Here is a 6,624-nt window from a genome sequence, read left to right as displayed (position 1 = left end):
TTGAGGAGTTAAAGGCAGATGGAACCTTAAAAAAGCTATCTAAAAAATACTTCGGTGTTGATATATCAACAAAATAAAATTAAATGGTGCTTCCTTATCGGAGGCACCACTTTTTTCTCTACTTCTTTAATAGATCTCTAATTTCCTCTAATAGTACAATATCTGCACTCTTAGCAGGTGGAACTGCAGCTTTCTTTGCAGCCTCCTCCTTAACTCTTCTTTCATTAAGCTTATTAAAGGATTTAACGATTAAAAAGAGAACAAATGCAATAAGAACAAACTGGATTATCGCATTGATAAATAATCCATATCGTATAGCAAGCTCAGCAACCTCTCCCGATGCAGGCTTTAATACAATCTTGAGATTTGAAAAATCAATACCACCTGTTATTAGACCAATAATAGGATTAAGAATATCCTTAACAAGTGAATTCACGATTGCAGTAAATGCAGAGCCAACAACTACACCAACAGCCATATCAAGGACATTGCCACGTGTAATAAATTTCTTAAATTCAGCAAAGAAGCTATTCATTACTAATTCCTCCTATAGTTATCTATGTTAAATATTTTCTTCTCTCTTATATCTAAAATATCATTATCAAGCAATGGTGTTGCTTGATAAATAATCGAGTAGGTAGGCCCCGTTGGGGCTTTCCTCTCACACCACCGTACGTACCGGTCTGGTATACGGCGGTTCAAATGAATACAAACTCCGACTGAGAGTTGTATGTCCTATCCAATAGGCGTCTTTCTCTGTGAAGACGCTTATATTCTCCCTCGATATCAACCAAGTTGAATTTGTTAAAGAGAGTATTATTTGTAATGTATGGACTTAGAATACTACTTATTTTGTACCATCTGCAACTTGAATAACAATTTATTTTGTCAAGCCTCCATTTTGGTATGCCTAGTTCTTGAAGCTTGTCTCTGCGGTTACTTGGTGTTTTCCATTGTTTCCAAAGATATTGTCTAAGTCTTCTTCTTATCCAAGCGGCCTTCTCTTTAATGTAAGAGTGTATGTTACTTCTTGCATAGTAGTTAATCCATCCACGTATGTAGGCGTTCAATTCTTGAACTACTGCACTGAATGCAACTCCTCTACTTCTAGAAGTAATCTCACGTATCTTATCTTCGAATTTCCTTAGTTTCTTGTCTTTTGGTCTACAGTAGCCTAGTCCTTCAGTACTAACTCTTGTTGTAAAGGTGAAACCAAGAAAAGAAGAACCTTCGACTCTTCTTGCTTCAGTTTTCTCAGTGTTAACCTTGAGTTTCATTTTTCCTTCAAGAAATCTTATTACGGACTCTTTTACTCGGTTGCAGGCATATTTACTTTTGGTGAAAATATTGCAATCATCTGCATATCGAACAAACTTATGTCCACGTCTTTCTAATTCCTTATCATAGGGGGTTAGATAGATGTTGGATAGCATTGGCGAAAGTGGTCCACCTTGGGGCGTTCCTTCTTCACTTGTTATCAAGCATCCATCGCACATTATTCCACTCTTAAGGTATACAAATATCAGTCTTCTGATATCTTTATCCTTAAGTGTGTTATCGACAAGAGTCATCAGGTAATCATGATTTACTCTGTCAAAGAATTTGGATAGGTCAAGGTCTACTACATGTTTGTAGCCCTCAGCCATGTACTCCTGTGCTTTTCTTACGGCATCCTCGGCACTTCTGTTTGGCCTAAATCCATAACTGTAGTCGGAAAATGTTGGTTCAAACACAGGGGTAAGAACCTGCACCATCGCCTGTTGTATTACTCTGTCAATTACACATGGGACTCCAAGAAGTCTTACTCCTCCATTATCCTTTGGTATTTCGACTCGTTTTACAGGTTGTGGCTTATACGTCCTTGCAAGGATTTGTTCTTCAATGTGTTTCCAGTTTTGGTGCATATAACTTTCAATTTCATCTACTTTTACACCATCAACTCCAGCACTGCCTTTGTTTCTTTTTACGGCGCTGATAGCCTTTTCAAGGTTTTGAAGTGAGAGCATTCTCCTGCAAAGTTCTGTATTTGGTTCTTTGCGGTTTTCTCCTTTCATCAATTTCTCTCCTTACGATATTTCGACTTACTCCCTTTTCAGGGTATCTATTACATATCGTGACATTCCTTCGATTACTCGAAGATTCATTTGTTCCGTCCTTCACAACTCTCTCTAGTTGCTAATATGACTTCTGCTGACTTCCTGCAATTCGTTGTTACTACGCCGTCATCAGCGATATTGCAGCCTATTGCGCTTGCAGGACCTCCTCCGTTAAGAATATTAACCTTCCTCGCATTTAGCCTCCACATTTACTCGATATCCTCAGTTCTGGATTTCATGTTATTTTGCACACTCATCCAAATACCCAGCCTTATATGTGGTTTCTGTACGTAGACTCGCGATTTTGCCTATTGCTTCCTTCAGACCCAACATTGCTGTTACGCCCTTGCCGTTGGCTAGCGGTTTTCTTTCAGAACTGTTCCCGCAGTGGACTTTCACCACCAAGTTAATACTCATGCAGAGCAAACAAAAAAACAGCCCTCAATAACTGAGAGCTGCTAGTAAGTAGTTTAATACTATTACTTAGGCTGCTTACCGATATAAGCAAGAATACCACCATCAACATAGAGAATGTGACCATTAACAAAGTTAGATGCATCACTTGCGAGGAATACTGCAGGTCCCTGAAGATCCTCTGGATTTCCCCAACGAGCTGCTGGAGTCTTTGCGATGATGAACTGATCAAATGGATGACGTGAACCATCTGGCTGGATCTCTCTGAGAGGTGCTGTCTGAGGAGTAGCAATATATCCAGGTCCAATACCGTTACACTGAATGTTGAATTCACCATATTCTGAAGCAATATTCTTTGTAAGCATCTTGAGACCGCCCTTAGCTGCTGCATAAGCACTTACAGTCTCACGTCCGAGCTCACTCATCATTGAACAGATGTTAATAATCTTACCGTGACCATTCTTGATCATTGATGGGATAACTGCCTTAGCACAGATGAATGGAGCATTGAGGTCTACATCGATAACCTGTCTGAATTCAGCTGCTGTCATATCACACATTGGAATTCTCTTAATGATTCCAGCGTTGTTTACAAGAATATCAATCTTACCGAGCTCATTGATGATCTGAGCAACAGTTGCATTTACCTGCTCTTCGTTTGTTACATCACATACATAACCCTTAGCATCAATACCTGCATCTGCATATGCCTTGAGTCCCTTGTCTACAAATTCCTGCTTAAGATCATTGAATACAATCTTTGCACCTGCAGCTGCAAAAGCTGAAGCGATAGCGAATCCAATACCATAAGAAGCACCTGTAACCCATGCTACCTTTCCCTCTAATGAGAAATCTTTCATATTCATAAGATTTTTCCTCCATTTAATAACTATCTAATTCTTTAATAGTATACTTTCGTATTTATTATCTTTCAAGTTAATTATTGAAACATTGTTTCACTTTTTAAAAAATTATTCCCTTATACAAAGCTGTACAAGGGAATACTTATCATAGCTTATCAATTAGCATTGAACACTTACCAGAAGGAATAGGAAGAGTTTTCTTCTTATTCTCATCTAGAATTAATATTGTAAAGTAGTAAAGCTTTTCACTTTCCAACCTAATTTCCCAGCCTCTAATATTCTTATTAGATAGGATTGTAATATTATTTCTTTTTAGTGAGAGCTTCTCAATACCCATTGATTCAAGAGAGGTCATAGTCCAGTCAACGGTCTTTCTTGGAAGAGAGATTTCTAGACCAATGATGTTTTCGATCATTAGCGTGATAGTAATCAAGCTAATCATTGCTAGGTTTCTCTTTTGGTTAACAAAGTCACCATCAAGTGAAATAGAAGCACCCTCTTTATTTGGCTTATATGACTCCCATACATCACCAACTGTTTCTCCATCTGGATGAAGAGTATCAAGGATAAAATACATATGTCTTATTGCACATTCTCTTGCAAATACAAATGAATCATATTTATTTAATCCCTTGATAACCATATAGGTATAGAAAGGAACTACACCACCCTTATATCCATTACCCTCTTCACTGAAGACAGGATTTGAAACAGGAACACAAGGGAATGGGTTATCGGTTCCAAATTCAGCTGGATCCTTTAGAGCATCAATTAGGAAGCCTGCATATTCGTCGTTAGGAATCTCTGCAAGCATGGTCCAATAGGAACCGATGTGCTTGTTTTTAATTATTACCTCGTTTTCATCTATATCATAGTAGAAGTGATCCTCATCACTCCACATCATACTATTGATACGAGTTTTAAGAGAGAAATAAACTCTCTTATATCTAAAGCTAAGCTCCTTATCATTTAAAATATCTCCAATATTAGACATATAAAGAGCTGCTACTGCCATCATAGCATTGAAATCAACAGGGTAATAGGTATTGTATCTTGGAACATTTCCAAGATGACAAGCACTTATTGGTACATGAAAAAGACCATTAGCACACTGGAAATTACTAACAATATAGTTAAAGTACTTTTCAAGATAAGGTACTACTTCCTTAAGTCTCTTCTTATTACCGATTTTATGGTAGAAGCAAAATTCTACATATGGTAAAAGAGGAGGACAAATACCCTTAGGGTTATCCTCTGAAACTATTGGCTTTAAGGTAGTGCTGTCATAACGATCAAAGATTTGTCCATCTTCTTTTTGCTGCTTATAAAAAAAATCGACTAATGAGTAGGCATCAAAATTCTGATTACTATATGAAAGAGATATTGAAGCCATACAGTTATCGAACAAATTAATTTCATTACTTTTGCAACCAACAAAAAAACCATTAGGGAAGAGCTCTTCTTCCTGTCTTTGAATCCAGTTCTCCTCGATCCAAACCCAGGAGCGGTCATACATGTCTACAAAATCCTGATCATAAAAATGCACACAAGGGACTAAATCTTTAACCACGAAAAACTCCCAATTTTATATAGAAAATGACCATTTAAGGCCTAGAAATTCAGTTTATAGAATACCCCATCCCAAGGCGGAAGTCAACAAGAATTTTACTACATATATTTATTTTTAGAATAATGATTTATTTTTTAAAAATTATTTTTTCTTACTTTTTACCTATTATAAAATAACCTCAACCCTTTTTTAACCATTTCTATACGACAAAAAGCCGCATCTCTAGAAATTTCTTCGCCATCAACATGGATTTTCATCTCTGCTCTAGCACTCTTTATATCTACTACTCTTTCTGCATTTAGCATATCCATGTATTTACTCTTTAATTGTGTCCCGGAGAAAAATCTTAGTGCTAATCTTGTAATTTTTAAGCGCTTTAATGGTCTGTTTGCATATACAACATCGAGCTTACCATCATTTATAATAGCTCTAGGTCCCATAATAAATGCACCTCCCATTCTTCTGCCATTACAAATAGAGATTTGCTGTGTTTTAAGGTTAATGTTTTTATCATCAACCCTCATCTCAATATCATATGGCTTTGGTATAAAGCAAAAGCAATGTAAAAAGGCTAATAAATAGCTTGTAACACCATTAATATGCTTGTATGAGGAGGCTTTAAAGTTTACCTCAGGCTCAAAGCCTATGCCTGCTCCATTAATAAAGAATCTACCATCAGCTGCATCCTTTCCATATAAAAGACCAACATCTATATCAGTTGCTGGTGAGGATAAAATTAAATCTACTGCCTTATCGACATCACATGGGATATTAGCTGTATATGCAAAGTCATTTCCTCTTCCAATTGGTATAATTCCAAAGCTAGGACTTTTATCAGATTTCAATATTCCATTTGCAACCTCGTTAACGGTTCCGTCCCCACCAGCTGCAATAATAACATCATAACCTTCATCTGCACCCTGTAAGGCAAGCGTAATAGCCTGCTTTCTTTGGCTTGTAAAAATAATATCTACACTTTGGTTCCTTTTTCTGAAGGATTCTTTTATTTTATCAACCTTTGTAATTGCCTGTCCTTTAGAAGCATTAGGGTTCAAGATACAAAGGATATTACTAGTTTTTTTCATATCTGTTTTATCGTACTTCAGTTTTTCTTATGAGTGCAACAAAAGGATATTGCAAAAAAAACTTTTTCCTTTAAATATTACTCAAATGGAACAAAGTAAATCGTTTTATAAGACATTAATGCTAATTGCATTTCCAATAATGCTCCAAAACCTGCTATCTACATCACTTTCCTTAGTAGATACACTTATGATCGGTCAGCTTGGAGCTAATCAAATTGCTGCTGTAGGAATTGCAAACCAAATATTCTTTTTAATTAACCTATTTATATTTGGAATTGCCTCTGGTGCTTCTATTTTTTTTGCTCAATACTATGGAGCAAAGAAGTATGAGGAGCTAGAAAAAATCACAGCTCTAGCACTATCAATATCTCTTATAGCGTCTATACTTTTTACAATTGTATCTTTAATTGCACCTAATTATATAGTTTACTTATTCACAACTCAAACAGATGTAGTTGAAATAAGCTCTCAATATCAAAGATGGGTTGCAATAAGCTATATATTTTTTGCAATTTCATTTACACACGGCATCGCCTTTAGATCTATCGGTAAGGGTAATATCCCTTTAATAGCAACCTTTATATCTCTAGGTTTAA

The 6,624-nt window shown here is 36.4% G+C and carries 6 protein-coding genes; 1 reads left to right on the top strand and 5 read right to left on the bottom strand.

The genetic code is table 11. The annotated features are described in order from the left end of the window. Positions 1 to 118: 118 nt before the first annotated feature. The 5 genes from mscL to SOY52_RS08040 all read right to left on the bottom strand — a co-directional run bounded on the left by mscL (position 119) and on the right by SOY52_RS08040 (position 6,028). The gene (gene mscL / locus SOY52_RS08060) at positions 119 to 535 is read right to left on the bottom strand and encodes a large-conductance mechanosensitive channel protein MscL (RefSeq protein WP_276987368.1); all 417 of its coding nucleotides are present in this window, start codon (positions 533 to 535) and stop codon (positions 119 to 121) included. A 163-nt stretch (positions 536 to 698) separates the two neighbouring features. Further along, a complete protein-coding gene (gene ltrA, locus SOY52_RS08055) occupies positions 699 to 2,054 on the bottom strand; it encodes a group II intron reverse transcriptase/maturase (protein WP_320848439.1) in 1,356 nt (451 codons plus the stop codon). A 521-nt stretch (positions 2,055 to 2,575) separates the two neighbouring features. Further along, positions 2,576 to 3,376: a gluconate 5-dehydrogenase gene (locus SOY52_RS08050; RefSeq protein ID WP_235899592.1), complete on the bottom strand. Its 801-nt coding sequence runs from the start codon at positions 3,374 to 3,376 to the stop codon at positions 2,576 to 2,578. A gap of 142 nt (positions 3,377 to 3,518) precedes the next feature. Continuing rightward, positions 3,519 to 4,943 carry an MGH1-like glycoside hydrolase domain-containing protein gene (locus tag SOY52_RS08045; protein ID WP_276997835.1) on the bottom strand — a complete coding sequence of 475 codons (1,425 nt, stop codon included), beginning with the start codon at positions 4,941 to 4,943 and terminating at the stop codon, positions 3,519 to 3,521. Between the two features lie 158 nt (positions 4,944 to 5,101). Further along, positions 5,102 to 6,028, bottom strand: a complete 927-nt coding sequence (locus SOY52_RS08040) for a diacylglycerol kinase family protein (protein WP_320848438.1) — start codon at positions 6,026 to 6,028, stop codon at positions 5,102 to 5,104. A gap of 85 nt (positions 6,029 to 6,113) precedes the next feature. Here SOY52_RS08040 and SOY52_RS08035 point away from each other — a divergent pair. Next, a partial coding sequence (locus SOY52_RS08035; RefSeq protein ID WP_320848437.1) for an MATE family efflux transporter occupies positions 6,114 to 6,624 on the top strand: 511 nt, incomplete at its 3' end.

The organism is Bullifex sp. (genome assembly GCF_034103065.1).
Classification (GTDB): domain Bacteria; phylum Spirochaetota; class Spirochaetia; order Sphaerochaetales; family Sphaerochaetaceae; genus Bullifex.
This window is presented reverse-complemented; position numbering and strand designations above follow the sequence as displayed.